The sequence below is a fragment of the Streptomyces cahuitamycinicus genome, from assembly GCF_002891435.1.
Lineage (GTDB): Bacteria > Actinomycetota > Actinomycetes > Streptomycetales > Streptomycetaceae > Streptomyces > Streptomyces cahuitamycinicus.
The window spans coordinates 1-25,783 of the sequence record NZ_POUC01000043.1 but is presented as its reverse complement, the minus strand read 5'-3'; the positions used below and the strand labels follow the sequence as shown (position 1 = coordinate 25,783).

Annotated in this window: 23 protein-coding genes; 20 read left to right on the top strand and 3 right to left on the bottom strand. The window is 70.6% G+C overall.

The genetic code is table 11. The features are described 5' to 3' along the window. Nucleotides 1-259: 259 nt before the first annotated feature. Entirely contained in the window at nucleotides 260-1,069 is an 810-nt protein-coding gene (locus C1J00_RS08800; RefSeq protein ID WP_102908475.1) for an NAD-dependent epimerase/dehydratase family protein, read from the bottom strand. A gap of 222 nt (nucleotides 1,070-1,291) precedes the next feature. Between C1J00_RS08800 and C1J00_RS08795 the strand changes: the two genes are divergently transcribed. After that, entirely contained in the window at nucleotides 1,292-2,233 is a 942-nt protein-coding gene (locus tag C1J00_RS08795) for a 5-dehydro-4-deoxyglucarate dehydratase (RefSeq protein ID WP_102908474.1), read from the top strand. Next, the gene (locus tag C1J00_RS08790; protein WP_102908473.1) at nucleotides 2,230-3,393 is read left to right on the top strand and encodes a hypothetical protein; all 1,164 of its coding nucleotides are present in this window, start codon (nucleotides 2,230-2,232) and stop codon (nucleotides 3,391-3,393) included. The genes C1J00_RS08795 and C1J00_RS08790 overlap by 4 nt, the downstream gene beginning before the upstream one ends. 153 nt (nucleotides 3,394-3,546) lie before the next feature. On the opposite strand, the gene C1J00_RS08785 is transcribed toward C1J00_RS08790, so the two are convergent. Beyond that, nucleotides 3,547-4,770 (bottom strand): MFS transporter, encoded by a 1,224-nt coding sequence (locus C1J00_RS08785; RefSeq protein WP_102908472.1) that lies wholly within the window; start codon nucleotides 4,768-4,770, stop codon nucleotides 3,547-3,549. 245 nt (nucleotides 4,771-5,015) lie between these two features. Next, nucleotides 5,016-5,333, bottom strand: coding sequence for a YqfO family protein (locus tag C1J00_RS08780; RefSeq protein ID WP_102908471.1), 318 nt, complete (start codon nucleotides 5,331-5,333; stop codon nucleotides 5,016-5,018). A 147-nt stretch (nucleotides 5,334-5,480) separates the two neighbouring features. On the opposite strand from C1J00_RS08780, the gene C1J00_RS08775 reads away from it, so the two are divergent. The 18 genes from C1J00_RS08775 to C1J00_RS08685 all read left to right on the top strand — a co-directional run bounded on the left by C1J00_RS08775 (nucleotide 5,481) and on the right by C1J00_RS08685 (nucleotide 25,721). Next, on the top strand, nucleotides 5,481-6,107 hold the full coding sequence (locus tag C1J00_RS08775; RefSeq protein ID WP_219728331.1) for an ATP-binding protein: 627 nt from the start codon (nucleotides 5,481-5,483) through the stop codon (nucleotides 6,105-6,107). Between the two features lie 197 nt (nucleotides 6,108-6,304). Continuing rightward, nucleotides 6,305-6,463: a toxin glutamine deamidase domain-containing protein gene (locus C1J00_RS48075; protein WP_102908470.1), complete on the top strand. Its 159-nt coding sequence runs from the start codon at nucleotides 6,305-6,307 to the stop codon at nucleotides 6,461-6,463. Then, nucleotides 6,464-6,781, top strand: a complete 318-nt coding sequence (locus C1J00_RS08765) for a YrhB domain-containing protein (protein WP_102908469.1) — start codon at nucleotides 6,464-6,466, stop codon at nucleotides 6,779-6,781. 595 nt (nucleotides 6,782-7,376) lie between these two features. Further along, nucleotides 7,377-8,036, top strand: coding sequence for a GntR family transcriptional regulator (locus C1J00_RS08755; protein ID WP_102908468.1), 660 nt, complete (start codon nucleotides 7,377-7,379; stop codon nucleotides 8,034-8,036). Beyond that, complete coding sequence (locus C1J00_RS08750; RefSeq protein WP_102908467.1) at nucleotides 8,033-8,944, top strand: dihydrodipicolinate synthase family protein; 912 nt, start codon at nucleotides 8,033-8,035, stop codon at nucleotides 8,942-8,944. The genes C1J00_RS08755 and C1J00_RS08750 overlap by 4 nt, the downstream gene beginning before the upstream one ends. After that, the gene (araD, locus tag C1J00_RS08745) at nucleotides 8,941-10,671 is read left to right on the top strand and encodes an L-arabinonate dehydratase (protein WP_102908466.1); all 1,731 of its coding nucleotides are present in this window, start codon (nucleotides 8,941-8,943) and stop codon (nucleotides 10,669-10,671) included. Before C1J00_RS08750 ends, araD begins: the two co-directional genes overlap by 4 nt. Nucleotides 10,672-10,850: 179 nt before the next feature. Continuing rightward, on the top strand, nucleotides 10,851-11,783 hold the full coding sequence (locus tag C1J00_RS08740; protein ID WP_102908465.1) for a carbohydrate ABC transporter permease: 933 nt from the start codon (nucleotides 10,851-10,853) through the stop codon (nucleotides 11,781-11,783). Continuing rightward, nucleotides 11,780-12,679: a carbohydrate ABC transporter permease gene (locus tag C1J00_RS08735; protein WP_102908464.1), complete on the top strand. Its 900-nt coding sequence runs from the start codon at nucleotides 11,780-11,782 to the stop codon at nucleotides 12,677-12,679. Before C1J00_RS08740 ends, C1J00_RS08735 begins: the two co-directional genes overlap by 4 nt. Beyond that, entirely contained in the window at nucleotides 12,676-13,962 is a 1,287-nt protein-coding gene (locus tag C1J00_RS08730) for a pectate lyase family protein (RefSeq protein ID WP_102908463.1), read from the top strand. The genes C1J00_RS08735 and C1J00_RS08730 overlap by 4 nt, the downstream gene beginning before the upstream one ends. Further along, nucleotides 13,959-15,146 carry a Gfo/Idh/MocA family protein gene (locus tag C1J00_RS08725; protein ID WP_180989464.1) on the top strand — a complete coding sequence of 396 codons (1,188 nt, stop codon included), beginning with the start codon at nucleotides 13,959-13,961 and terminating at the stop codon, nucleotides 15,144-15,146. The genes C1J00_RS08730 and C1J00_RS08725 overlap by 4 nt, the downstream gene beginning before the upstream one ends. Continuing rightward, nucleotides 15,143-15,988, top strand: a complete 846-nt coding sequence (locus C1J00_RS08720; protein WP_102908462.1) for a DUF6807 domain-containing protein — start codon at nucleotides 15,143-15,145, stop codon at nucleotides 15,986-15,988. Before C1J00_RS08725 ends, C1J00_RS08720 begins: the two co-directional genes overlap by 4 nt. Then, nucleotides 15,985-17,493 carry a glycoside hydrolase family 43 protein gene (locus tag C1J00_RS08715; protein WP_102908461.1) on the top strand — a complete coding sequence of 503 codons (1,509 nt, stop codon included), beginning with the start codon at nucleotides 15,985-15,987 and terminating at the stop codon, nucleotides 17,491-17,493. The genes C1J00_RS08720 and C1J00_RS08715 overlap by 4 nt, the downstream gene beginning before the upstream one ends. A gap of 41 nt (nucleotides 17,494-17,534) precedes the next feature. Further along, the gene (locus C1J00_RS08710) at nucleotides 17,535-19,520 is read left to right on the top strand and encodes a pectinesterase family protein (protein ID WP_102908460.1); all 1,986 of its coding nucleotides are present in this window, start codon (nucleotides 17,535-17,537) and stop codon (nucleotides 19,518-19,520) included. A 48-nt stretch (nucleotides 19,521-19,568) separates the two neighbouring features. Further along, nucleotides 19,569-20,915, top strand: coding sequence for an ABC transporter substrate-binding protein (locus C1J00_RS08705; protein ID WP_102908459.1), 1,347 nt, complete (start codon nucleotides 19,569-19,571; stop codon nucleotides 20,913-20,915). 134 nt (nucleotides 20,916-21,049) lie between these two features. After that, nucleotides 21,050-21,844 carry a rhamnogalacturonan acetylesterase gene (locus C1J00_RS08700; protein ID WP_102908458.1) on the top strand — a complete coding sequence of 265 codons (795 nt, stop codon included), beginning with the start codon at nucleotides 21,050-21,052 and terminating at the stop codon, nucleotides 21,842-21,844. Between the two features lie 32 nt (nucleotides 21,845-21,876). Beyond that, a complete protein-coding gene (locus C1J00_RS08695; RefSeq protein WP_102908457.1) occupies nucleotides 21,877-23,202 on the top strand; it encodes a pectate lyase family protein in 1,326 nt (441 codons plus the stop codon). Nucleotides 23,203-23,323: 121 nt separating this feature from the next. Beyond that, the gene (locus C1J00_RS08690) at nucleotides 23,324-24,448 is read left to right on the top strand and encodes a pectinesterase family protein (protein ID WP_102908456.1); all 1,125 of its coding nucleotides are present in this window, start codon (nucleotides 23,324-23,326) and stop codon (nucleotides 24,446-24,448) included. Nucleotides 24,449-24,455: 7 nt separating this feature from the next. Next, on the top strand, nucleotides 24,456-25,721 hold the full coding sequence (locus C1J00_RS08685; RefSeq protein ID WP_245936263.1) for a pectate lyase family protein: 1,266 nt from the start codon (nucleotides 24,456-24,458) through the stop codon (nucleotides 25,719-25,721). The last annotated feature ends 62 nt before the right edge of the window (nucleotides 25,722-25,783 follow it).

Genomic DNA, 25,783 nt, shown 5'->3' with positions numbered 1-25,783 from the left:
CATGGGGGAAGTTCTACAGGGGGTGTTCCGCGGTGGCCAGGTCTGTTGCGGGCGGGATCCTGCCCGGGTGTGCCCGTTCGGTCGTGCGGGTGTGCGGCGTGGCGGGGAGGGGCCGTGGGCGTCTGCTGGTGCGTTGTGGCTGGTCGCGCAGTTCCCCGGGCCCCTGAGGGCGCTTCCCCGCCGTCTCGGGGTCGTGCCCGAATGCCCGAGCGGGCGGGCCCGTTCTCTGCCCGCCCGATCCGGTGACGACCGTTTCCGGTCAGTACGGCCAGATCGGCGGGTCCGTCACGAACTGGCCGCCCAGGCAGGCGTGCGCCTCGTTGCCGTCCTGCAGCTCGCCTTGCTCGGCGATGAGCTTCTCGGCGTACGGCTCGGAGTCGTCCTGCGGCTCGTAGCCGAGCGCCCGGGCGGTGCCGAGGTCCCACCACAGCCGGGTGTTGGCGGAGGAGCCGTGCACGACGGTGTGGCCGACGTGCTCGGCGCTCAGGGCCGCGTGGAAGAGGCGGGCGCCGTCGGCGGGGCTCATCCACACCGAGAGCATGCGCACGCTGGTCGGCTCCGGGAAGCAGGAGCCGATGCGCACCGAGACCGTCTCCAGGCCGTGCTTGTCCCAGTAGAGCTGCGCGAGGTCCTCGCCGAAGCACTTGGACAGGCCGTAGAAGGTGTCCGGGCGGTGCGGGGTGTCGATCGGGATGAGTGGGTCGTCGCCCCGGGGGCGGGGGGTGTAGCCGACGGCGTGGTTGGAGGAGGCGAAGACGATCCGGCCGACGCCTTCCTCGCGGGCGGCCTCGTAGAGGTGGTAGGTGCCCTCGATGTTGGCCTTGAGGATCTTCTCGAAGGGCGCTTCCAGGGAGATGCCCGCGAGGTGGAGGATCGCGTCGACGCCCCGGACGGCCTCGCGCACGGCGTCCCGGTCGGCAAGGTCGGCGGTGATCGCGCCGGGCTCGCCCTCGACCGGGCGCAGGTCCAGCAGGCGCAGGTCGTAGCCGTAGGCCGGGAGCAGGCCCCGCATCAGGGTGCCGAGGCCGCCGGCGGCGCCGGTGAGCAGGACGGTGCGGGGAGCGGGCATCCTCGGATCTCCTTGATCGCCAACCGTGCACATGAGCGCACGGCATTCATATGCGTGGACACGCTAAGGAGCCGGGGTGGAGCCCGTCAAGTATGCCGCGGAGGGGGCGAATCCGCAGGTGCGTCGTGGGTGCGCGCGCTTGACCGGCGCCGCGGGGGCACCTTAGCGTGGAGTTGTTCAGAAATATAGACGCCAATCATGAATATGGAACCGGGAGAGCTTGTGACGCCAGCCCCTCTCGCCACTCGACTCGACATCCCCAGCGGGCCGCTGTTCTTCCCGGTCACCGCTTACGGACCCGACGGCTCCGTGGACCTCGACACCTACCGCACGCACGTCCGGCGGGGGGTGGAGGCCGGAGCCGCCGCCGTGTTCGCCTGCTGCGGCACCGGCGAGTTCCACGCGCTGACGCCCGAGGAGTTCGAGGCCTGCGTACGGGCCGCGGTCGAGGCCGCCGACGGGCGCGTACCGGTCGTCGCGGGCGCCGGGTACGGCACCGCGCTCGCCGTGCGCTACGCCCGCCTCGCCGAGGCCGCCGGCGCGGACGGGCTGCTCGCCATGCCGCCCTACCTCGTCGTCGCCGGACAGGAGGGGCTGCTGCGGCACTACCGGGAGCTGGCCTCCGCGACCGCCCTGCCGGTCATCGTCTACCAGCGCGACAACGCCGTGTTCACCCCGCAGACGGTCGTCGCCCTGGCCCGCACGGACGGGATCATCGGCCTGAAGGACGGGCTCGGCGACCTCGACCTCATGCAGCGTGTCGTCAGCGCCGTCCGCTCCGAGGTCCCGGGCGGCTTCCTCTACTTCAACGGCCTGCCCACCGCCGAGCAGACCCAGCTCGCCTACCGCGCCCTCGGTGTCACGCTCTACTCGTCCGCCGTGTTCTGCTTCGCACCGGAGATCGCCCTCGCCTTCCACCAGGCCCTCAGGACCGGCGACGACGCCACCGTGGTGAAACTGCTGGACGGCTTCTACCGCCCGTTCGTCGAACTGCGCGACCGGGGCCGCGGCTACGCGGTCGCCCTGGTCAAGGCCGGTGTACGGCTGCGCGGCCTCGACGTCGGGGAGGTGCGGCCCCCGCTGCACGAGCCGGCCGAGGATCATGTCAAGCAGCTCGCCGAAGTGATCGAACGCGGCTACGCGCTGCTGGAGGAGGCCAAGTGAAGGCGTCGGCATTCGTCTACCCCTGGGACGTCAACGGGGACCCGCAGGCACCCGCGCGGATCGCCGCGCTCGGCGTGGAGCAGGTGACCCTGGCCGCCGCCTACCACTCCACGCGCGCCCTCACGCCCCGCCACCCGCGCCACCGCATCGTCACGGCCGAGCACGCCGCCGTGCTGTACCCGGCCGACGACCGCTGGGCCGGGCGCGAACTGCGCCCCTACGCGGCCGGCGCCTGGGCCCCCGGAGACGCCTTCGGCGAGGCCGCCGACGCGCTCGCCGACGCCGGGCTCGTCGTTCACACCTGGGTCGTCCTCGCCCACAACTCCCGTATGGGCGCCGAGCAACCGCACACCTCGGTCGTCAACGCCTACGGCGACCGCTACCCCTGGGCGCCGTGCATCGCACAGCCCGCCACGCGCGCGTACCTGACCGACCTTGCCGCCGAGGCCGCCGTCCGGCCCGGGGCGCGCGGCACCGAGCTGGAGTCCCTCGGCTGGTACGGCCTCCAGCATCTGCACGCCCACGACAAGACCGGCGGCGTCGGCCTCGGGGATGCCGGGCAGTACCTGATGGCGCTGTGCTTCTGCCCGTCCTGCAGGGAGGGCTACGGCCGGCACGGCCTGGACGCCGACCGGCTGGCGGCCGCCGTGCGGACCGCGCTGGAGCCGGTGTGGCAGGGAGCGCCCTCCGACGGAGCCTGGGCGGGCGTCGAGAAGCTCCTCGGCGAGACGCTCGCGAACACCACGCGCGCGTACCGCGAGGAAACCGCCCGCACACTCCAGGAACAGGCCGTCGCGGCGGTCCGGGCGGCCGCTCCCGACGGCTTCCGGGTGCTGCTGCACGCGGACCCCGTGTCGTACCACGTCGGCGCCAACCCCGGCGTCGACCCGGCGCACATCCTGTCCGTCGCGGACGGTGTGGTCGTCCCCTGCGCGGGCGGCACCGGCACCCTCACGCCGTTCGCGCGGCAGGGGCGCGAGAGCGCCGTCATCGCCGCCAACTTCACCGTCGTCTCGGGAATGGGCGGCAGCCCCGGCACCCTCGCCGCCGACGCCGCCGAGGCACGGCGGCTGGGCGCCACCGAACTGCGGCTGTATCACGCCGGACTGGCGTCCGACGACGATCTGGAGACGGTCCGCTCCGCCCTCGCCGGGCGCTGACGGTGAGGGCCGTCACCGGTGGGTGACGGCCCCGGCCCCGGCTGGGGGTGGGAACAGTGGCGCCGCGGTCACCAGCAGGGCCACGCCCCGGGGCCACCAGCACCAGCCGGTGGCTCACCTCTGCTTTCGCCGGGTGTTGAGACGGCGGGGTCGTCACCGGTGGGTGACGGCCCCGGCCCCGGCTGGGGGTGGGAACAGTGGCGCCGCGGTCACCAGCAGGGCCGCGCCCAGGGACACCAGCACCGGCCGGTGGCCCACCGGTTCCACCAGGGCCGCCCCGGCGGCCAGCCCGATCACGTTCGGTGTGTACACCAGGGTGTGGGCGGTGGCCGTGACCCGGCCCAGCAGCACACGCGGCGTCTCGCGCTGCACGGACGTCAGCGTGGCGATCAGCACCGCGGGCAGCCCCGCGCCGATCGCCCCGCTGCACACCAGCGCCACCGGGTCGGACGGCACCGCCCGCAGGGCCACCGCGAGCGCCAGCAGGGCGATGCCCGAGGCCGCGAAACGCCGCGCCCCGAGGTGGCGCAGAGCGGGGCCGGAGAGCAGGCCGACCGCGACCGAACCGGCGCCCTGCACGGCGTACAGCACACCGGCGTACGCCGGGGGGTGCCCGAGGCCGTCCACGACGGCGTACACCATCGCCCCGTTCAGGCCGGCGCACAGCATCGTGGCGCCGCCCGCCATGACCAGAGGGCGCAGCACCGGGTGCGCCCACAGGTGGCGGACACCCTCGGTGGTCCGCCGCCGGTGGCCGTCCTGGGGCCGGGCGGGCCTGCCCTCCCACCCGCGCAGCGCCGCGTACAGACCTGTGGCCAGCACGAACGTCGCCGCGTCCAGGAGGGCCACACTCGCGCCGCCGTATGCCGCGTAGAGACCCGCGCCCGCCAGCGGGGCCAAGAGTTTCATGCCCTCGGTGGCCGTCATCCGCAGGCCGTTGAAGTCGCCGAGCAGGGACCGGTCGACGGCGGTCGCCACGAGCGCCGACTCGGCCGCGTCGGCGACGACGCCCGCCGCGCCGTACACGAACAGCACCGCGTACAGCAGCCAGAGGTCGCCCGGGGCGTCGACGCTCACGAGGGTGAGCACGAGGGCGCCCAGCAGCAGGTTCACGCCGGTCAGCAGCGGCTTGCGACGGCCCCGGTCGGCGAGCGTGCCCAGCAGCGGCCCGGCCAGGGCCGGCAGCCACATGGCGAGCATGCACAGCGCGGCCAGGCCGTCCGAGCCTGTCAGATCCTTGACCCACACGCCGGACATCAGCCACAGCGCCGAGGTACCGAAGCCGGACACCACCACGCCCGCGAGACAGAGCCCCGCGTCCCGGTCGCGAAGGACGCGCACGAGCGGCCGGGTCGGATTGTTCCTCTTGCTCGTCATACCTGGTCATCGTGGGGCTAAGGACCGGGGGGCGGGATCGGGCAGGTGCCTTAGTGGAGCGCCAGGAGCCTTCTCTGAATTACTGGACATGTACCGATGCCCTGCCTGGCGAGCTTGAGAAGCTGTGAACGAACCGCAGCTCTGGCCCCAGCGCCACTGCACTGAGGGGACCTCGCCGTCCATTCCGAGGCCCTGGTCGCAGTACTCGACGAAGGGCTGTGATGGGTTCGTCCGACCGCTGTCGCCTACGGCTCGTACAGGGGCAGGAAGTGAATGACTGCCTCCTCGTAGGGATGGGCGTCGCGAACGGCCTGCTGGATGGAACGGGCCTGGGCGGCATCACAGACCGATTCGATCCGGCACTCTTCGCTGTGTTGTACGACGCCCACTTCGCCGTCGTACGGCTGTGAGCCGGGCAGGGCCTGCCAGTTGCCCGTCACCTTCCAGATGCTGGAGCACCGCGCATACGCACCCACCCGTCCCGCGCCTGCCGCGTGGAGAGCCTCGATCACGGTCTCCACGTGACTCTCGGGGACTGATATCTCGATCTTCAGACGCGCCATGCGTGGACCTTAGCAACCCGTTTGACCAGTACTTTCACGACGGTACATAGTTGCAATCCCGGCCACACCGATCGCGCGACTCCATACCCGAGTGCTCTGGCTGACACTCGTTGTCACCGCGTGATCACGGCCCCGCATACTTCTCCGATGGACACTCCAAGGGCTTCCTGGCGCAACACCACTCACGACTGGGCCAGCACCGTCGACCTCGACCATCTGGAGCACATCCGCCAGAGCTCGGCCGCCTTCGCTCCCGGCGGCACCCTGCACCTGATCCTGGAAGTCGTCGCCTATGTGGCGGACGAGGCCGAATCCGGCCACGGCGGCTTCTGCCAAATCACCCTCTACCCAGACGGCTCGGTGGCCGTCGCCGACAACGGACGAGGCACCGACACACGCCTCGATGAGCATGGACGCATCGTGAAGAAGCCGGTCATGGCCACGAAGGACCTCCGGTTCTTCGACGACCCCGATGCCCCCTTGCTCCCCGACACACACATTCGCCGGGGCATGTCTGTCGTCGCTGCACTCAGCACGTGGCTCATCCATACCAACCGCCGTCTCAACGGCTCCTGGACTCAGCGGTACGAACATGGCGTGCCCACTACTGACCTGCGACCGATCGCTGATGACCTCACGACCGGGACAACCGTCCACTTCCTTGTAGGCGAGCCATTGCGTACCGCCAGCCGCACCACGTTCGACGACCTGGCACGACTGATCCAGTCGTGGCAGAAACTCTCCGTCGAAATCGACGACCGCCGTCGCATGTAAATCGGTCAGTTCCCGGGCAGTGATCGCGTCGCGAAGGAATTCGCCGGGCTCGCCCGCCAGCGCTGTCGCCAGGTATCGCCGGGATAGGTCGCCAGCCAATCCAGCAGGAGACATGAACCGAACACACGAGAACCCTGACCGCTGCTGTCCGCGGCTCGCAGTGACGGACGAGCCAGCCGCTCATATCGAGGAGTGCCATGTACGTGAGCCGGCCCGACGGCAGCGCCCACGTGTTCAATGCCGTGAACACCAAGCACGGGGTTGTTTTCCTCGACGGGCAGTCAGGAACCCTCGCCATCCTGGAGAAAAACGTGTCATCGATCGGGCACATTCCTTACCGTAATGGGAGCTCCTAAGTGCTGAGCCGTGACGAGGCCGTGGCAGCAGCCGCCGAATACCTGAAAACCAAGGCTTTCCCTGAGAAGCCCGATTCGGTAGCGATGCTGCCGGATACAGCGATCCGCTTCACCTACGGATGGACTGTGCGTTTCGATTTCAAGGAACACATCGACACGGGCGACCCCACGCAGGCTCCGTTCACGTCGCTCATCGTGGTACCGCATGACGGCACCGCTCCGCACTTCTCCCCGACCCATCTTCCGGGGGATAAGTACATGGAACTCCGTGAGACGGGCGAATGGCCTCATGGACGGCCTCCGAAGAGGGGGCACTAGAAGATGTCGACTCCCGACCAGCGGGCAACCGCCTGGCTGAACGCCACCTACGGTGGCCTCGTGCAGCTGGCAGTCGGGCATCCCGTGCACGAAACGGCCGCCGCATGGCTGATGGCCTGCGGGCCGCTGCCGCAGCCGGGGTTTCACAGACACCGATGATGGTGGCGTCGGTCGTCGTGCCCAAGGACGGTTGGGACCCCGTTCCATCCGGCGCCCAGTGCCCCACTCGCGGACCTGGAGCCCGTACCGCCGGAGGATGCCGCTCGCCGGGCCGCGACGCAGGCCCGTCGGATCAACATCCCCACGACTTCCTCGCGGCGTCCGTCGACGACCCCGACCGCGGTGCCATCTTCGGGCCCGTCGTCACGGTCGAGCCGGGGGCATCCCTGCTGGCCCGGGCGGTGGGGCTCAGCGGACGGGACCCCGGGTGGGCGCCCAAGCCGTAGAAAGCGATTGCAGTTTCTTTGCCGGAAGCATTGACGAAACAAACGCGCCCTCCTACCGTCATCGCGTCGTACTTCGTACGTCATATATGAGACGCGATACGCGAGATCCGATACGCGATCCACCGAGACGCGAGATCCGAGAGGCGCGCATGACCTCTGTGCCCACGCCGATCCCCTCCCGCACGCAGTACGTGCTGGAGGGGATCAAACACCGCATTCTCACGGGGCAGTTGACGCCCGGGCAGGCGCTGGTCGAGACCGAGCTCGCCGCACAGTTCGGGGTGTCGAAGACCCCGGTGCGCGAGGCGCTCAAGACCCTCGCCGGGACCGGGCTGGTCGTGATGAGCCAGTACAAGGGCGTCACCGTGCGCATGGTGGACGCGGACATGGCGCGCGAGGTCTACGACGTACGGCTGCTGCTGGAGCCGGAGGCACTGCGGCGCGCCGTGCGGCGAGGCGCCTCCCTGGACGTCGCCCGTGAGGCGCTGACCCGGGCCGACGACGCCACCGACACCGCCGAACGCTCCCTCGCCAACCGGGAGTTCCACCGTGCCCTGTACCTGCCGTGCGGCAACCCGCTGCTCGGCCGGATGCTCGACGAGGTCCGCGACCAGGCCGCCCTGGTCTCCGCCGTCGCCTGGGCGGCCTCCCCCTCCTGGGAGCGGGAGGCCGGCGAGCACCGGGAGATCCTGCGGCTCGCGCTCGACGGTGACGCGGACGGCGCGGCACGCGCCCTGCACGCCCACATCGCGTCCTTCGTAGAGCGCGCTTTCCCCCAGGCGGGACCGGAACAGGAAGGTCAGGAATGAGCAGCGTGGCGTTCGAGACCCAGCGGGCGGCCCTGGCCGACGTGGTGGCGATCCCGGTGACCCCGTTCGCCGAGGACGGCTCCGTCGAGCAGGACACCCACCGGGCCCTGCTGCGCCGTCTGCTCGACGGCGGTATCACGACCCTCACCCCGAACGGCAACACCGGTGAGTTCTACGCCCTGACCCCCGAAGAGCGTCGGCTCGTCACGGAGCTGACGATCGACGAGGCGGGGGAGCGGGCCGTCGTCCTGGTCGGCGTCGGACACGACATCCCGACCGCCGTCGCCTCCGCCCGGCACGCCCGGGAGCTCGGCGCCCAGATGGTGATGGTCCACCAGCCCGTCCACCCGTACGTCTCGCAGGCCGGCTGGGTCGACTACCACCGTGCCATCGCCGAGGCCGTGCCCCAGCTGGGTGTCGTGCCGTACATCCGCAGCGCGCAGCTCACCGGTGCTCGGCTCGCCGAACTCGCCGACACCTGCCCGAACGTCATCGGCGTGAAGTACGCCGTCCCCGACGCGGCCAGATTCGCCGCGTTCGCCCGGGACGCGGGGCTTGAGCGGTTCGTCTGGGTGGCCGGGCTCGCCGAGCCGTACGCCCCCTCCTACTTCTCCGCCGGTGCCACCGGCTTCACCTCGGGGCTGGTGAACGTCGCCCCGGCCGTCTCACTCAACATGATCGAGGCGCTGCGCTCCGGCGACTACCCGGCCGCGATGAAGGTCTGGGAGCAGATCCGCCGCTTCGAGGAGCTGCGCGCCGACAGCGGCTCCGCCAACAACGTCACCGTCGTCAAGGAGGCCCTCGCCTCCCTCGGACTGTGCCGCCGCGAGGTCCGCCCGCCGAGCAGACCGCTGCCCGAGAGCGAGCGGGCCGAGGTCGCCGCGATCGCCGCGGGGTGGTCGATATGACCGGCAGGCTGCGTCCCGAGGAGCTCAGGAGCCACCAGTGGTACGGCGCCGAGGGCCAGTTGCGCACCTGGTCGCACAACGCCCGTATGCGCCAGCTCGGTTACGAGGCGGAGGAGTACCTCGGCCGCCCCGTGATCGCCGTCCTGAACACCTGGTCCGACATCAACCCCTGCCACGTCCATCTGCGCGAGCGGGCCGAGGCGGTCAAGCGGGGGGTGTGGCAGGCCGGCGGTTTCCCGCTGGAGTTCCCGGTCGCCACGCTGTCCGAGACGTACCAGAAGCCGACCCCGATGCTCTACCGCAACCTGCTCGCGATGGAGACGGAGGAACTGCTGCGGTCGTACCCGATCGACGCGGCGGTGCTGCTCGGCGGCTGTGACAAGTCGACGCCCGCGCTGCTCATGGGCGCGGCCTCGGCCGACGTGCCGGCGCTCTTCGTGCCCGCGGGACCGATGCTGCCGGGTCACTGGCGCGGTGAGACCCTCGGGTCCGGTACCGACATGTGGAAATACTGGGACGAACACCGCGCCGGCAACCTGACCGACTGCGAACTGCGGGAGCTCCAGGGCGGGCTGGCGCGTTCACCGGGTCACTGCATGACCATGGGCACCGCGTCGACCATGACCGCGGCGGCGGAAGCCCTCGGTATGACCCTGCCGGGCGCCTCCTCGATCCCGGCCGTCGACTCCGGGCACGAGCGGATGGCCGCCGCCTCCGGGCGCCGGGCCGTGGAACTCGCCTGGACCGCGCTCAAGCCGTCCGGGATCCTCACCCGCGAGGCCTTCGAGGACGCCGTCACCACGGTGCTCGGGCTCGGCGGCTCCACCAACGCCGTCATCCACCTGATCGCGATGGCCGGACGCTGCCAGGTCGAGCTCACCCTCGACGACTTCGACCGCATCGCCCGCACCGTGCCGGTGCTCGCCAACGTCCGGCCCGGCGGACAGACGTACCTCATGGAGGACTTCCACTTCGCCGGTGGTCTGCCCGCCTTCCTCTCGCGGATCACCGACCTGCTGCACCTGGACCGGCCCACCGTCAACGGAACCCTGGGAGGGCAGATCGAGGGCGCCGTCGCCCACGACGACGACGTCATCCGCACCCGCGACAACCCGGTCGCCGCCGAGGGCGGGGTCGCCGTACTGCGCGGCAACCTCTGCCCCGACGGCGCGGTCATCAAGCACATCGCCGCCGAGCCGCACCTGCTCAAGCACACCGGTCCCGCCGTCGTCTTCGACGACTACAGGACCATGCAGCGCACGATCAACGACCCCGGGCTGGACATCACCGCCGACAGCGTGCTGGTGCTGCGCAACTCGGGGCCCAAGGGCGGCCCGGGCATGCCCGAGTACGGCATGCTGCCGATCCCCGACCGCCTGCTGCGGCAGGGCGTACGGGACATGGTCCGGATCTCCGACGCCCGGATGAGCGGCACGAGCTACGGCGCGTGCGCCCTGCACATCGCGCCCGAGTCGTACGTCGGGGGGCCGCTGGCCCTGGTCCGCAGCGGTGACTCGATCACCCTGGACGTCGAGGCCCGGACCCTCCAACTCAACGTCGACGACGAGGAGCTGGAGCGGCGCAGGGCCGACTGGACGCCTCCGCCCGCCCGCTACGAGCGCGGCTACGGCGCGCTCTACAACGAGCAGATCACGCAGGCCGACACCGGCTGCGACTTCGAGTTCCTCGCCCGTCCGGGCCGTGCCGCCGACCCGTACGCGAGCTGAACAGGCACGACCCACGCGTCACCGCACCATCCGGGCACGACCCACGCGCCACCCGCCATCCGGACACGAGACCCACGCACCTCAGCACGACCCGGCACGACCCTGCCCGGGGAGAAAGCGCTTCCCGTGCACGCACCGACGCACGACGTACCACGACGTACTGAGAACGGAGAACAGTCATGGCCCAAGCCGCAGCCGTGGCGAAACCGCCCGCGCCACCCCGGCGGCGCCGGGCCTCCGCCACGCCGCGCAGGCTCCCGTACCTGCTGATCGCACCGGCCGCCCTGCTGATGCTGGGCTTCATCGCCTACCCGGTCATCAGCGTCTTCTACTACAGCCTGCAGAACTACAACCCCACCAAACCATGGCGGAACGGCTACGCGGGCTTCGACAACTTCGTCCACGCCTTCACCAAGGACCCGATCTTCTGGGACACCCTGGTCTTCAGCGCCAAGTGGGTCGTCGTCGAGGTCGGACTCCAGCTGCTGTTCGGCCTCGCGCTCGCCCTGATCGTCAACCAGACCTTCGTCGGCCGGGGCCTGGGACGCGCCCTGGTCTTCTCCCCGTGGGCCGTCTCCGGCGTGCTGACCTCCGCGATCTGGGTGCTGCTCTACAACTCCCAGACGGGCATCACCCGTTACCTCGCGGACATGGGGATCGGCTCTTACGGGACGAGCTGGCTGTCGGACACCTCGACCGTCTTCCCGGCGGCGATCGTGGCCGACCTGTGGCGAGGGGTGCCGTTCTTCGCGATCCTCATCCTCGCCGACCTCCAGTCCGTCTCGAAGGACCTCTACGAGGCCGCCGAGGTCGACGGCGCCAGCCGCATCAAGCAGTTCTGGCACATCACGCTGCCGCACCTGAAGGACGCCATCATCCTGTCCACGCTGTTGCGCGCGGTGTGGGAGTTCAACAACGTCGACCTGCTCTACACCCTGACCGGCGGCGGCCCGGCGGGTGAGACGACCACGCTGCCGCTGTACATCGCCAACACATCGGTCGACGCCCACAACTTCGGCTACGCGTCGGCCCTGACCACGGTGGCGTTCGTGATCCTGCTCTTCTGCTCGATGGTCTACCTGCGGCTGAGCAAGTTCGGAGGCGAGAAGTGAGCGTCAAGGAAGCCACCAAGGCCGCACCCGCCGCCCCCGTGCGCGCCACCGGCGAACCGCCGCGCCCCGCCAAGGGCCACCGCGCCTGGGACGAGGCGCCCCGCTGGCAGATCTACCTGCCCCTGGGCATCTACCTCCTCTTCACCATCGTCCCCTTCTACTGGATCCTGCTCTTCTCGCTGCGCCCGGCCGGCTCCACCTCGCTCGTCCCCTGGCCGATGACCTTCGACCACTTCGAGAAGGTCTGGACGGAGCGCAGCTTCGGCACCTACTTCACCAACAGCGTGCTCGTCGGCGTCGCCACCCTGCTCATGACGACGCTCGTCGCGCTGGCCGGCGGTTACGCCCTGGCCCGGTTCGACTTCAAGGTCAAGCGGGTGTTCATGCTGGCCCTGCTCTGCTCCCAGTTCGTGCCGGGCGCGCTGCTGCTGGTGCCGCTGTTCGAGATCTTCGCCGAACTGCAGATGATCAACTCGCTCGGCAGTGTCATCCTCGCCGAGACGGTCTTCCAGCTGCCGCTGTCGATGATCCTGATCAGCAACTTCATCAAGAACGTGCCGTACTCCCTGGAGGAGGCGGCCTGGGTCGACGGCTGCAACCGCATGACCGCCTTCCGGATCGTGGTGCTGCCGCTGCTGCGGCCCGGCCTGATCGCCGTCGGCTCGTTCGCCTTCGTCCACTCCTGGAACCACTTCCTGTTCGCCCTGATGTTCCTGAACAACCAGGACAAGCAGACGATCCCCGTCGGCCTCAACTCCCTGATGAGCGCCGACAGCGTCGACCTGGGCGCGCTCGCGGCGGGCGGCATCATCGCGGCCGTGCCGGTCGTGATCGTGTTCGCCTTCATCCAGAAGTGGCTGATCACCGGGTTCAGCGCGGGGGCGGTGAAGGGATGAGGGGCCGACACCTGGCCGTCGCGGCCGGACTGCTGGGCGTCCTCTGCGTGCCCGCGCACGCCGAGGCCCGGGACATCGGCCGCGACACCCTGCCGGCGAACGACGGCTGGGCCGCCGAGGGAGCGGGCACCACCGGAGGCGCCGCGGCCGAGGCCGGCCACGTCCACACGGTCACCGACCGGGCCGGACTGGTCCGGGCCCTCGACGGCGGCAGCGACACCCCGAAGATCATCAAGATCGCCGGGACGATCGACGCCAACACCGATGACGACGGCGACCGGCTGGACTGCGCCGACTACGCCACCGGCGGCTACGGCCTGAAGAAGTACCTCGCCGCCTACGACCCCCGCACCTGGGGCTCCGCCAAGCCCAGCGGCCCCCAGGAGGAGGCCCGCCGGGCCTCCGCCGCGCGGCAGGCCGAGAGGGTCGTGCTGCCCGTCGGCTCGAACACCACCATCGTCGGCCTCGGCGACTCGGCCGTCCTCAAGGGCGCGAGCCTCCAGGTGAAGGACGCGGACAACGTGATCATCCGCAACCTCGACGTGCGCGACGCCTACGACTGCTTCCCCGTCTGGCAGCCCAACACCGGAGGCCTCGGCGACTGGAAGACGGCCTACGACAACATCTGGCTGACCGGCGCCACCCATGTGTGGGTGGACCACGTGACCCTGAGCGACAAGGGCCACCCGGACGCGAAGGAACCCACCCACTTCGCCCGCAACTATCTGCGCCACGACGGCCTGCTGGACATCACCAACGGTTCCGACCTGGTCACCGTCTCCTGGAGCCGCTTCGCCGGCCACGACAAGGCGATGCTCATCGGCAGCAGTGACACCGCCACCGGCGACCGCGGCAAGCTCAGGGTCACCCTGCACCACAACGCCTTCGAGTCCGTCGTCCAGCGCGCCCCGCGCGTCCGCTTCGGCCAGGTGCACGTCTACAACAACCGCTACGACATCACCGGCGACGACTACCGCTACTCCCTCGGCGTCTCCACCGAGTCGAGGATGTACGCGCAGAACAATGCCTTCCACGCGCCCGGCCACGTGGAGGTCGCCGACCTGGTCAAGAGCTGGAACGGCACCGCCCTGCACCAGAGCGGCACGCTCTTCAACGGCTTCCCGGTCGACCTGCTCGCGATCCACAACGCCTACAACTCGGGCAGTGAGCGCGATCTGACGGGCGACGTCGGCTGGACGCCCACCCTGCACGGCCGGATCGACAGCGCCCGGGCGGCCGACCGGGCCGTGGCGCGGGGCGCCGGTGCGGGGAGGATCCCATGACCGGTCGCATGATCCATCCCATGAGCGATCGCCTGAGCACACCCCTGCCCGTTGTCCTCGCCGGAGCCCGCGGTCACGGCCGCTGGCACGTCGAGAACATCCGCCGTCTGCAGAGGAAGGGCGTCGTACGGCTGGCCGGCGTCTGCGAGCTGACGCCCCTGACCGAGGAGGAACTGGGCGACCTGGGCGCCCCCGAGCAGTCCGCCGACTTCGGCACCCTGCTGGACGCCACCGGCGCCCGGATCGCGGTGATCTGCACCCCGATCCCGACCCACACCGACCTCGCCCTCACGGCGGCCGAGCGGGGTGTGCACCTCCTCCTGGAGAAGCCGCCCGCCCCCTCCTACGCCGAGTTCCGCCGGATGGCCGACGGGGTCGCGGCGGCCGGGGTCGTCTGCCAGATCGGCTTCCAGTCGCTCGGCTCGCACGCCCTGCCCGCCGTCCGCGAGCTGATCGGGAAGGGCGCGATCGGCAAGCTCGTCGGGCTCGGCGGCGCCGGTGCCTGGGTACGCGACGAGGACTACTTCCGGCGGGCGCCCTGGGCGGGCAAGCGGCGGCTGAACGGCGTCGACGTGATCGACGGGGCGCTGACCAACCCCCTCGCCCACGCCGTCGCCACCGCCCTCGCCCTGGGCGGCAGCACCCGCGCCGAGGACGTCACCGGCATCGAGACCGAGCTGCTGCGAGCCAACGCCATCGAGTCCGACGACACCTCCTGCGTCCGGATCACCACCGCGCAGGGCCGCCCCGTCACCGTCGCCGCGACACTGTGCGCCGAGCAGGCGGACGAGCCGTACGTGCTCGTGCACGGCAGCAGCGGCCGGATCACCTTCTGGTACAAGCAGGACCGCGTGCTGCTCCAGCGCGCGGGGCACGGCCCGGAGGAGTCCGAGCACGGCCGCACCGATCTGCTGGAGAACCTCGTCGACCACCTCACCACCGGCGCGGACCTGCTGGTCCCGCCGGACGAGACCGGCGCCTTCATGAAGGTCGTGGAGGCCATCCGCACCGCTCCCGACCCGGCACCGCTGCCGGACACCGCCTGGCACAGCATCCCCGGCGAGAACCGCCGTGTCGTGCCGGGCATCGACGGACTCGTCGCGGCCGCCGCCGACACCCTCTCCCTCTACTCCGAGCTCGGCGCCCCCTGGGCGCACCTGTCGAACGAGGTGAGCACCCGATGACCAGCAACGACACCGCGGTCCTGCGCGTGGCGGGCCGGCCGGTCGGCCGGTACGTCACCCGGCCCGAGCTGCCGGCCCGGCTGTCCCCGCGCCCCTATCTGCACCCCGTCACCACCCTGGCCGGCACGGCCGTGACCGAACTCGCCCCGGCCGACCACGCACACCACCTCGGCGTCGGTGTCGCCGTTCCCGACGTCGAGGGGTTCAACTTCTGGGGCGGTCGCACCTACGTCCGCGACCAGGGCCCGACCGAGCTCGACAACCACGGCTCGCAGCGGCACGTCGCCTTCCAGCTGCGCGACCCGGACGGCTTCGTGGAGGAGCTGCGCTGGGTGAGCCCGGGCGGCGAGCTGCTGCGCGAACGCCGTACGGTCGCGGCCACCGAACTCACCGACCGCGCCTGGGCGCTGGACCTCACGTTCTCCCTCACCAACGTCACCGGGAACCCGCTGTCGATCGGCAGCCCCGCGACCAACGGACGCCCCGGCGCCGCCTACGGCGGCTTCTTCTGGCGGGCCCGCAAGGAGCCCACCGCGCCGGAGGTCTTCACGGCCGGCGCCGACGGCGAGGAGAAGGTCCACGGCCGTCCCGCCGACTGGCTCGCCCTGCGGGGCGCCACCTGGACGCTCGTCTTCGCCGGCGCCACCGAACAGACCCGCCGCGACCCGTGGTTCGTGCGCACCGAGGAGTACCCGGGCGTCGGCTCCTCCCTGGCGTACGACGAACGGGTGCCGCTCCCGCCGGGCGAGACCGTCGTGCGCCGGGTGGTCACGGTCGTCGCCGACGGCCGTCTCGACCGCGACACCGCGGCGCCCCTCGTCCGCAAGGCGGTGAGCCCGTGACCTCCGAGACCTACCGCAACCCGATCCTCGACGCCGACTGGTCCGACCCGGACGTCGTCCGCGTCGGCGACGACTTCTACCTGACCGCCTCCAGCTTCGGCCGCGCCCCCGGCCTGCCGCTGCTGCACTCCCGGGACCTGGTCGGCTGGACCCTGGTCGGCCACGCCCTGGAACGCCTGGAACCGGCCGAGGAGTTCGCGACGCCCCGCCACGACTGCGGCGTCTGGGCCCCGTCCCTCAGGTATCACGACGAACGCTTCTGGATCTTCTGGGGCGACCCCGACCAGGGCGTCTTCCAGATCAACGCTCCGCAGGCGCGCGGCCCCTGGACCCGCCCGCACCTCCTGAAGGCGGGCAAGGGCCTGATCGACCCCTGCCCCCTGTGGGACGAGGAGACCGGTGAGGCCTACCTGGTCCACGCCTGGGCCAAGTCCCGCTCCGGCGTCAAGAACCGCCTCACCGGCCACCGGATGCGCCCCGACGGCACCGGCCTCCTCGACGAGGGCAAGGTGATCGTCGACGGGGACCGCATACCCGGCTGGTTCACCCTCGAAGGACCCAAGCTCTACCGGCACGACGGCTGGTTCTGGATCCTCGCCCCCGCCGGGGGTGTGGAGACCGGCTGGCAGGGCGCCTTCCGCTCGCGCGGCTTCTTCGGGCCGTACGAGGAGAGAATCGTCCTGGAGCAGAAGGACACCGACGTCAACGGCCCCCACCAGGGCGGCTGGGTGCGCACCCCGTCCGGCGAGGACTGGTTCCTGCACTTCCAGCAGCGCGGCGCCCACGGCCGCGTCGTCCACCTCCAGCCGATGCGCTGGAGCTCCGACGGCTGGCCGGTGCTCGGCGACGACGGCGCCCCCGTCGCCGTACACAAGAAGCCCGATCTGCCGCCGCAGCCGCCCGCCGCGCCCGCCACCGACGACGACTTCCCCGGCGGACGGTACGGCCGCCAGTGGCAGTGGACGGCCAACCCGGGCGACGGCTGGGCGACCCAGCACTCGGGGGACGGCCTGCGGTTGTCCTGCGTCCGTTCGACGGACACCCACGACCTGCGCAAACTCCCGAACCTCCTCACCCAACGGCTTCCCGGCGTCCCCTCCGCCGTCGAGGTGGAGCTGCGCCTGCACAGCGAGGAGCCGGGGGCGAGGGCCGGACTCGCGGTCCTCGGGGACGCGTTCAGCTGGATCGGCCTCCAGCGGGGGGCCGACGGCACGGTCCACCTCGTGCACCGGTTCGCCGAGGGGGTCGCCGAGCGGGAGCGCGACGCGGCCCACCCGCGCCTCGCACCCGAGGGGCGGGCCGGGCTCCGCGTCGAGATCGGTGCCGGAGCCCGCTGCCGCTTCTTCCACGACCTCGGTGACGGGCCGTGCCCGTCGGGTCCCGTCTTCGCCGCCACCCCCTGGCGCTGGGTCGGTGCCCTGCTCGGCCTCTTCGCCCTCGCGCCCGTCGGGTCGGGACACGCGGGCGCCGCCACGTTCACGCACTTCCGGATCACCGACCTGTAACCCACCGCACCTGTACGCCCATCCCGCCTGTTGGAGCCGCAATGACGCACCTCCGTAGCAAGCGCTTGCCCAGACCAGGTATCGCCCTGGCCGCCGTCGCCGGCCTGGTCGCCGCCCTGGGACTGGGCGCGACCGGGGAGACGAGGGCCGCAGAATCCGCCCCCGCCGGGATTTCCGCACCGGCGGCCGACCGCTGGACCGACCGGGCCCACGGCTTCGCCTCGTTGGCCGGAGGCACCACGGGAGGTGCCGGCGGCAAGGTCGTCACGGTCACCGACCAGGCCTCGCTGGCTAAGTACGCGGCCGCCGCAGAGCCGTATGTCATCCGGGTGGCGGGGGCGGTCGCCGTCCAGCCCTTCGGCTCGGACATCGTCGTGGCCTCGAACAAGACGATCATCGGCGTCGGCGACACCGGCGAGATCGTCCACGGCGAACTGCACCTGAAGCCCGGCACGCACAACGTCATCATCCGCAACCTGACGATCCGTGACTCGTACGTCGAGGGCGACTGGGACGGCAAGACCTCCGACTTCGACGCCATCCAGATGGACACCGTCCACCACGTCTGGATCGACCACAACCGCTTCACCCACATGGGCGACGGCCTGCTCGACATCCGCAAGGACAGCCAGTACGTCACCGTCTCCTACAACCAGTTCAGCAACCACAACAAGGCGCTCGGGATCGGCTGGACCGACAATGTCCAGACCCAGATCACCATCGACCACAACTGGTTCACCGGTACCAAACAGCGCAATCCCTCGGCGGACAACTGCGCCTACGCGCACCTGTACAACAACTACATCTCGGCACAGGTGGCCGACGGGGACCCCGTGTGGACGTACGGGAACTGGTCCCGGGGCCGCACCAAGATGGTCATCGAGAACGGCTACTACGACCGGGTCCAGCACCCCTACCAGGCCGACGCGACCGCGGAGCTGGTGGAGCGGGGGTCGATCCTGAGGAGGACGAGCGGGCGGACCGACGAGTGGGGTGCCGCCTTCGACCCGCGGGACTTCTACGCCTACCGGCTCGATCCCGCCGCCGCGGTCCCGGCCCTGGTGAAGAAGTTCTCCGGTCCGCAGCAGCGGATCGGTGTGACCCTCGACGTCCCGGGCGCCTACCCGACCGTGCAGGCCGCCGTGGACGCCGTGCCGGACGGCAACGACGTGCCGGTGACGATCGCGGTCGCGCCGGGCACCTACCGGGAGAAGGTGTTCATCCCGGCGAGCAAGCCGAAGATCCTTCTCCGGGGTACCGGACGCGACCGCTCCGACACCGTCATCGTCCACGACACGCCCGCCGAGTACGGCGGTTCCACGGGCAGCGCCACCGTGCGCATCGCGGCGAACGACGTCACCGCCCGCAACCTCACCTTCAGCAACGACTTCGACGAGGCCGCGGTCGAGCTGAAGGGCGAGCAGGCCCTCGCCATGAAGACGACGGGCGACCGGATCGTCTTCGAGAACACCGCCTTCCTGGGCAACCAGGACACCCTGATGACCGACAGTCCCAAGCTGAACGTGATCAGCCGGGTGTACGTCCGCGACTCTTACATCGAGGGCGACGTCGACTTCATCTACGGGCGGGCGACGACCGTGATCGAGCGGTCGCTGATCAAGGCGCTGAGCCGTGGGTCCACGACCAACAACGGCTACATCACGGCCGCTTCGACGTGGACGGGCAACCCGTACGGGTTCCTGATCACCCGATCGAAGATCGTGAGCGACGCGCCGGCCGGGAGCTACCACCTGGGCCGCCCCTGGCACCCGGGCGGTGAACCGAACGCGGTGGCCCAGGTGCTGATCCGCGACACCCGACTGCCTGCCGCGGTCAAGTCCTCTCCGTGGACGGACATGAGTGGCTTCTCGTGGAAGGACGCGCGCTTCACGGAGTACCAGAACTACGGGCCGGGGGCTGCCGTCACCCAGGACCGGCCGCAGATGAGCGACGAGGACGCGCGGACGCACACCGTCACCGCCTACCTCAAGGGCAGCGACAACTGGGCGCCCCACACGCGCCACTGACCCCCCACGAACTTCACATCTCGTTTGATCCGGAAGAAAGAGCCGACCATGAAGAGCAGCATCCGCAGAAGCAGGCGCGCGGCCACGGCCGTCGCCCTGGGCTCCGCCCTCGCCCTGACCGTGACCGCCTGCGGTGACGACGGCAGCGGCGCCGGTGGCGACAAGGGCGCCGAGGGCAGCGGCAAGGGCGAGATCGTCTTCTGGGACAACAACGGCGGTGTCCGCACGGACATCTGGAAGCAGATCATCGCCGACTTCGAGAAGGCGAACCCGTCCATCAAGGTCGACTACGTCGGTATCTCCGCCACCGAGTACCAGTCCAAGGTCGACACCGCCATCCAGGGCGGCGGCCTGCCGGACGTCGGCGGTGTCGGCGCGGCGATGGCCGCCGGGTTCGCCGCCCAGAACGCGCTGGACCCCCTGGACGGCCGGCTCGGCGAGTCCCCGCTCAAGGGCAAGCTCAACGAGGGCATGGTCGAGTCGCTGAAGTCCGCCGGTGGCGGCGACGCGCTGTACTCGGTCCCGACCTCCGCGAACAACGGCACCCTCTACTACCGCACCGACCTGTTCCAGAAGGCGGGCCTGGACGCGCCCACCACGTGGGAGAACTTCTACGAGGCCGCCGAGAAGCTCACCAACGCCAAGAAGAACGAGTTCGGCTACACCATCCGCGGCGGCGCGGGCTCGATCGCACAGGCGCTGGACGCGATGTACGGGCAGTCCGGCATCACGTCCTTCTGGGACGCCAGTGGTAAGAAGACCACGGTCAACGACCCGAAGAACGCCGAGGCGCTGGAGAAGTACGCCGGCCTGTACAAGAAGTACACGCCGGCCGCCGACCTCAACAACGACTTCACCAAGATGGTCGCGCAGTGGGACTCCGGCACGATCGGGATGCTCAACCACAACCTGGGCTCCTACCAGGACCACGTGAAGGCGCTCGGCACCGACAAGTTCCGCGGCATCCCGCAGCCCACCGGCCCGGGCGGCAAGCGCGTGCAGGTCTCCAACCCGGTCGACGGCCTCGGCCTGTTCAAGAGCTCCAAGAACAAGGAGGCCGCCTGGAAGTTCATCGAGTTCGCCGCCTCGCACGAGTCCAACTCCAAGTGGAACGAGTCGGCCGGCGCCATCCCGTCGAACACGGACGCCGCCAAGGACGCCTGGATCTCCAAGGCCGAGCCGACCAAGCTCGCCGCCGAGGCCCTCAACGACGGCTCCACCACCATCGTCCAGCTGCCGTACTACCTGCCGGACTGGAACACCATCTCCAAGGCCGAGAACGAGCCCAACCTCCAGAAGGTCCTGCTCGGCGACATGAGCGCCAAGGAGTTCCTGGACAAGATGGCCGACCAGCTGAACGAGGCTCAGGCGGAGTGGGACCAGCAGAAGGGCTGACCCCGCCCCCGCTCCGCCCCGGGACGGCCTGTGGCGTGCAGGCCGCGGCCGTCCCGGGCCGCCCGCACCCGCGGCGGAACCACGTACGAAGACACCCCCCCACACCCTGAGAGCCCGCTGAAGAAGGGTTTGTCGTGTCATTGAGCCGTAGACAAGTCACCGCGGCCGCTGTTGCCGCCGTTCCTCTCACCTTCGCCGCGACCGGTACCGCGCAAGCCACCGGCCGCCGCTCCCGGACCCTCTACATCGCCGGTGATTCCACCGCCGCCCAGAAGTACGCCGACGCGGCGCCGGAGACCGGATGGGGCATGGCTCTGCCGTTCTTCCTCCACAAGAACCTGCCGGTCGCCAACCACGCGGTCAACGGCCGCAGTTCCAAGAGCTTCGTCGACGAGGGGCGCCTCGCCGTCATCCTCCGGCAGATCGAGCCGGGCGACTTCCTGCTCATCCAATTCGGGCACAACGACGAGAAGCGGGAGGACCCCACGCGGTACACCGAGCCCTGGTCGACGTACCAGGACCACCTGCGCCGGTACATCGACGGGGCCCGGGCACGCGGGGCGCGGCCCGTGCTCGCCACGTCCGTCGAACGGCGCAAGTTCGACACGGCCGGCAAGGCCCTGCCGACCCACGGCGAGTACCCGGCTGCGATGCGGGCGCTCGCCAAGGAGGAGCAGGTGACGCTGCTCGACATCCAGGCGCTGTCGATCGCGCTGTGGCAGCGGCTGGGCGCCGAGGAGACGAAGAAGTACTTCAACTGGACCGCCACCGAGCAGGACAACACGCACTTCAACCCGCCCGGTGCGATCGCTGTGGCGCGGTTCGTCGCGCGGGAGCTGCTGCGGACGCGGGTGCTCGCACCGAACGACCTACGCCGACTGGACGAGACGATCCCCGCGTCCTGGATCACCTGGCCCAAGGCCGCCTGACACCCCCGTCCCCGCAGAAGGAGATCCGCACCATGCACGCATATGGATGGCATGGGCATGCCGTGAAGCGGAGAGCCGTCGTCCTCGCCGGCTGCACCGCCCTGGCGCTGTCCCTCACCGGCACCGCCGCCGCCCAGACCGACTCCCGTGATCTCACCCGGCAGACGCTCGGGGCGAAAGACGGGTGGGGGTCGTACGGCACCGGGACCACCGGCGGTTCGGCCGCCGACGCCCAGCACGTGTACACCGTGACCACCTGGGCCCAGTTCAAGGCCGCCCTCGCCGCGGGCGGGAGCGCGCCGAAGATCATCAAGGTGAAGGGGACCGTCGACGCGGTCTCCGAGGGGTGCGACGCCTTCGCCGTGCCCGGCTACGACTTCGACGCCTATCTGAAGAAGTACGCCCCCGAGACCTGGGGGCGGGACAAGGACCTGAGCGGCGAGCCCGCCGACAGCCCCGAGGGACTGCGACGCGCCTCCTCCGACAACCAGGACAAGGCCATCAAGGCCGGCGTGCCCGCCAACACCACCATCATCGGGGTCGGCAAGAACGCGGGCTTCAAGGGCGCCAGCCTCCAGATAGCGGGCGTCGACAACGTCATCATCCGCAACCTCACGTTCGAGAGCCCCCTGGACTGCTTCCCGCAGTGGGATCCGACGGACACCGACACCGGCGCCTGGAACTCCGAGTACGACACCGCCGTCGTCAACGGCTCCACCCATGTCTGGATGGACCACAACACCTTCACCGACGGCAGCCACCCCGACAGCGCGGCACCGACGTACTTCGGCACCGTCTACCAGCAGCACGACGGTCAGCTGGACATCATCAAGGGATCCAACTACGTCACCGCCTCCTGGAACGTCTTCGCCGACCACGACAAGACGCTCATGATCGGCAACAGCGACAGCGAGTCGACGGCCGTCCTCGACCGGGGCAAGCTCAAGGTGACGCTCCACCACAACAAGTTCCGCAACGTCCTCGAGCGCGCGCCGCGCGTCCGCTTCGGGCAGGTCGACTCGTACAACAACCACTTCGTGGCCGGCCAGGGCTACGTCTACACCTACGGCATCGGCAAGGAGTCCCAGCTCGTCGCCGAGCACAACGCCTTCACGCTGCCGGCCGGGACCAGCCCGGCGCTGATCCTCAAGAGGTGGATCGACTCGCCGCTCACCGCCACCGACAACTACGTCAACGGCAAGCGCGTCGACCTGATCGCCGTCCACAACGCCGAGATCCCCGAGGAGACCCTCCGGTCGGGCGCCGGTTGGACGCCGACCCTGCGAACCAAGGTCGACCGGCCCAAGGCGATCCCCGGGATCGTCGACCACCGCGCGGGCGCCGGCCGCATCTGCTGACGCCCCCCGAACAGGCCGGTCCGGGCTCACCGCCACGAGGTGGGCCCGGCCCGGCCCCCGGGTCCTCCCCGACCGGGGCACCCCTCACCTCGCACCAGCCGCACCGCGAAGGAGCAGCCGCATGCTCTCGCAGTCCCGCCTTCCCCTCTCCCGCAGGGGGTTCCTCGTCGCGAGCGCCGCAGCGGGCGCCGCGCTCTCACTCGCCTCCGTCCCCGCGCAAGCCGCCGCCCGGCCACGCCGCCCCTTCGGCCGCTACGGTTCCCCGGCCGCACGCCTGACCCCGCAGACCCTCTACGTCGACGCCGCCGGCAAGGGCGACCACACCTCTGTCCAGGCCGCCGTGACCGCCGCCACCGGCAGTGGCTGGACGCTGGTCATCGCCCCGGGGACGTACCGGGAGACGGTCGCCGTCGACCGCAACCGTACGGAGATGACCTGGCTCGGCGCCGGCGACGACCCGCGCGACGTCGTGATCGTCTACGACAACGCGGCCGGCACCCCGAAGCCCGACGGCTCCGGCACCCACGGCACCACCGGCTCGGCCACCACCACCGTCCGGGCCGACGGCTTCACCGCTCACCGGATCACCTTCGCCAACGACTTCCTGCGCGCCGAGCACCCCGACATCACCGGCACCCAGGCCGTCGCCATCAAGGTGCAGGGCGACCGCTCGGCCTTCCACCACTGCCGCTTCCTCGGCTGCCAGGACACCCTGTACGCCGACTCCAACTCCGCCGACCTCTTCGCCCGCCAGTACTTCTCCCGCTGCTACGTCGAGGGCGACGTCGACTTCGTCTTCGGCCGGGCCACGGCCGTCTTCGAGCACTGCCACTTCCGCACCCTGAACCGCACCGACGCGTCAGGCGCCCCGTACGGTTTCGTCTTCGCCCCCTCCACGGAGCGTGCCAACCCGCACGGCTACCTCGTGACGCGCAGCCGCGTCAGCAGTCAGGCCCCGGACGGCTACTACAAGCTGGCCCGACCCTGGGTGCCCACCTCCAGCACCACCGTCCGCCCGATGCTCACGGTGCGCAACACCTGGCTGGGCCCGGGCATCGACGCGGTCGCGCCCTACGCCAACATGCGGGACGCCCACCCCTGGCAGGACCAGCGCTTCGCCGAGTACCACAACACCGGCCCGGGCGCGGACATCACGGTCCCCGCCAACCGGCCACAGCTCACCACCCGGCAGGCCCGATCCGCGACCCGCGCCGCCTGGCTCGGCGACTGGCGGCCGTGTGCGTAGGGTCGCCGTGCTCCTGCTGGGCCTCTGCCTGCTCTGGCCGGCCGCACCGGCCTCCGCCACCGACCGCACCCCTGCCGGCCGTGCCCCCACCGGCTGGGCCTCGGCCGGCCACGGCACGACCGGCGGGGCGGGCGGCCGCACCTGGACGGTGGACACGCGCGCCGAGCTCAAGGCCGCCCTCGCCCATGACGGCCGGCCCACCGCGCCCAAGGTGATCAGGGTCGTCGGCGACATCGACGGCCACGAGAGCGGGAACGGTTCCCTGCTCGGCGAGCAGGACTACGCGCCCGGATACGACCGCGGCCGGTACATGTCCTGCTTCGGTGAGGACGGTGCCGTCTGGTCCGACACCCGCTTCGAGTACTGCAAGCAGCAGCGGCAGCTGCGCCAGACCGGCTCGAACAAGGAGAAGGCGCAGATCCAGCTCACCGTGCCGAGCAACACCACGCTCGTCGGCGTGGGCCGGGACGCCCGGCTGCTCGGGGTGTTCCTGACGGTCGACACCGGCAGCAACATCGTCCTGCGCAACCTGCGCCTGGAGGCGCCCGTCGACCACTTCACCAGCTGGTCCCCGGGCGACGGCACACGCGGCAGCTGGAACGCCCGCTTCGACGCGCTCACCGTGATCACCGGCAAGAACATCTGGATCGACCACTGCACCTTCACCGACGGCCGGTTCCCCGACCGCGATGCGCCCCTCGGCTTCCACGGCGAGCGCGTGCAGCGGCACGACGGACTGCTGGACATCGAGGACGGCTCCGACTTCGTCACCGTCTCCGACAGCCGGTTCGAAGACCACGACAAGGCGATCCTGATCGGCTCGGGCGACGGACGCGGCGACCGCGACCGGGGACATCTCAAGGTGACCTTCGTCCGCAACCTGTTCAGCGGCATCGTGCAGCGCGCCCCGCGGGTCCGCTTCGGGCAGGTGCACGTCGTCAACAACGTCCACCGGGGGCGGGCTCCGCTCTACGCCCTGGGCGTCGGCGTGGAGTCCGCGATCTTCTCCGAGCGCAACGTCTTCCGGTATCCCGGGGGAGGGCCGTCCCTCGCCGTCGCGGACTACGGGGGCGAACGGTTCCACGACACCGGCTCCTGGTTCAACGGCCGGCCCGCCCGGCTCGACGCCGTGGCGAGCGGTCTCGGCCTGGGCACCGACGTCGGCTGGGACCCCGCCGACGTGTACGACTACCGCGCCCTGAGGTCCTCGTCGGCGGTGGAGCGTCACGTGCTGCGGCACGCCGGAACAGGAAGGTCGTATGGGCACCCATGAGCCGCTCGGCCGGCGGACGTTCGTGGCCGGGGCGAGCGCGGCGCTGCTGGCCGGGGGAGCGG

Excerpts from the sequence above, each read along its gene's own strand:
- C1J00_RS08800 (WP_102908475.1), bottom strand. The coding sequence starts at position 1,069 with ATGCCCGCTCCCCGCACCGTCCTGCTCACCGGCGCCGCCGGCGGCCTC.
- C1J00_RS08785 (WP_102908472.1), bottom strand. The coding sequence starts at position 4,770 with ATGACGAGCAAGAGGAACAATCCGACCCGGCCGCTCGTGCGCGTCCTT.
- C1J00_RS08780 (WP_102908471.1), bottom strand. The coding sequence starts at position 5,333 with ATGGCGCGTCTGAAGATCGAGATATCAGTCCCCGAGAGTCACGTGGAG.
- C1J00_RS08775 (WP_219728331.1), top strand. The coding sequence starts at position 5,481 with ATGGACACTCCAAGGGCTTCCTGGCGCAACACCACTCACGACTGGGCC.
- C1J00_RS48075 (WP_102908470.1), top strand. The coding sequence starts at position 6,305 with ATGTACGTGAGCCGGCCCGACGGCAGCGCCCACGTGTTCAATGCCGTG.
- C1J00_RS08755 (WP_102908468.1), top strand. The coding sequence starts at position 7,377 with ATGACCTCTGTGCCCACGCCGATCCCCTCCCGCACGCAGTACGTGCTG.
- C1J00_RS08750 (WP_102908467.1), top strand. The coding sequence starts at position 8,033 with ATGAGCAGCGTGGCGTTCGAGACCCAGCGGGCGGCCCTGGCCGACGTG.
- araD (WP_102908466.1), top strand. The coding sequence starts at position 8,941 with ATGACCGGCAGGCTGCGTCCCGAGGAGCTCAGGAGCCACCAGTGGTAC.
- C1J00_RS08740 (WP_102908465.1), top strand. The coding sequence starts at position 10,851 with ATGGCCCAAGCCGCAGCCGTGGCGAAACCGCCCGCGCCACCCCGGCGG.
- C1J00_RS08730 (WP_102908463.1), top strand. The coding sequence starts at position 12,676 with ATGAGGGGCCGACACCTGGCCGTCGCGGCCGGACTGCTGGGCGTCCTC.
- C1J00_RS08725 (WP_180989464.1), top strand. The coding sequence starts at position 13,959 with ATGACCGGTCGCATGATCCATCCCATGAGCGATCGCCTGAGCACACCC.
- C1J00_RS08720 (WP_102908462.1), top strand. The coding sequence starts at position 15,143 with ATGACCAGCAACGACACCGCGGTCCTGCGCGTGGCGGGCCGGCCGGTC.
- C1J00_RS08710 (WP_102908460.1), top strand. The coding sequence starts at position 17,535 with ATGACGCACCTCCGTAGCAAGCGCTTGCCCAGACCAGGTATCGCCCTG.
- C1J00_RS08705 (WP_102908459.1), top strand. The coding sequence starts at position 19,569 with ATGAAGAGCAGCATCCGCAGAAGCAGGCGCGCGGCCACGGCCGTCGCC.
- C1J00_RS08695 (WP_102908457.1), top strand. The coding sequence starts at position 21,877 with ATGCACGCATATGGATGGCATGGGCATGCCGTGAAGCGGAGAGCCGTC.
- C1J00_RS08690 (WP_102908456.1), top strand. The coding sequence starts at position 23,324 with ATGCTCTCGCAGTCCCGCCTTCCCCTCTCCCGCAGGGGGTTCCTCGTC.